The sequence below is a fragment of the Paraburkholderia sp. SIMBA_054 genome, assembly GCF_046534875.1.
Taxonomy (GTDB): Bacteria; Pseudomonadota; Gammaproteobacteria; order Burkholderiales; family Burkholderiaceae; genus Paraburkholderia; species Paraburkholderia hospita.
This window is the reverse complement of the sequence record NZ_JAWRXV010000202.1, coordinates 1-617: the sequence shown is the minus strand read 5'-3', so window position 1 is coordinate 617 and position 617 is coordinate 1. Positions and strand designations below refer to the sequence as shown.

General features: G+C 58.5%; 1 protein-coding gene. It reads right to left on the bottom strand.

The genetic code is table 11. The features are described 5' to 3' along the window. Positions 1-557, bottom strand: a 557-nt coding sequence (locus SB822_RS54765; RefSeq protein ID WP_410858806.1) for an IS6 family transposase, incomplete at its 3' end; no start/stop codon positions are given. Positions 558-617 lie beyond the last annotated feature (60 nt).

Sequence of the window (617 nt, the reverse complement as noted above, 5' to 3'; positions counted from 1 at the left end):
CGATGATCCTGCTCGACGACGTTATTCAGATACTTGACCTGCCTGACCTTGATGGGCGTTTCACGTTCCACGTTGATGGCCAGGAGGGCCGCCAGATTGGCCCCGCTCTTATCCATGGTCACGGTCTCGGGCACGCCGTTCCGATCGATGGCTTTCTCGAAGTAGCGGCGCGCTGCAGCCTTGTCGCGATGTGCCCGCAACAGGAAATCGACCGTATTCCCGGCCTTGTCCACAGCGCGATACAAGTACTTCCACTGGCCGCGCACCTTGACGTAGGTTTCATCCATCCTCCAGCTCTTTCCGACCGGGCGTTTGTGCCGGCGAAAGGCTTTCTCGAACAACGGCACCAGTTTGATCACCCAGCGATGCACGCTCGAGTGGTCAACTTCTACACCGCGTTCGGCCATCATCTCCTCCAGGTGGCGCAGGCTTAGCGGATAGGCCACGTACCAGCGGACACACAGGAGGATGACGTCCAGCGGATAATGAAGGCGCTTGAGCACCTTGCTGAGACCCGGTGACAACGTCGCGCGCGCCGTCTTCTTCGTCTTGTCCATGCTGTTCGTCATTCATGGTGGGACGCAAATTCTAGCTCAGCGCGTTAGTGCGACAAAACC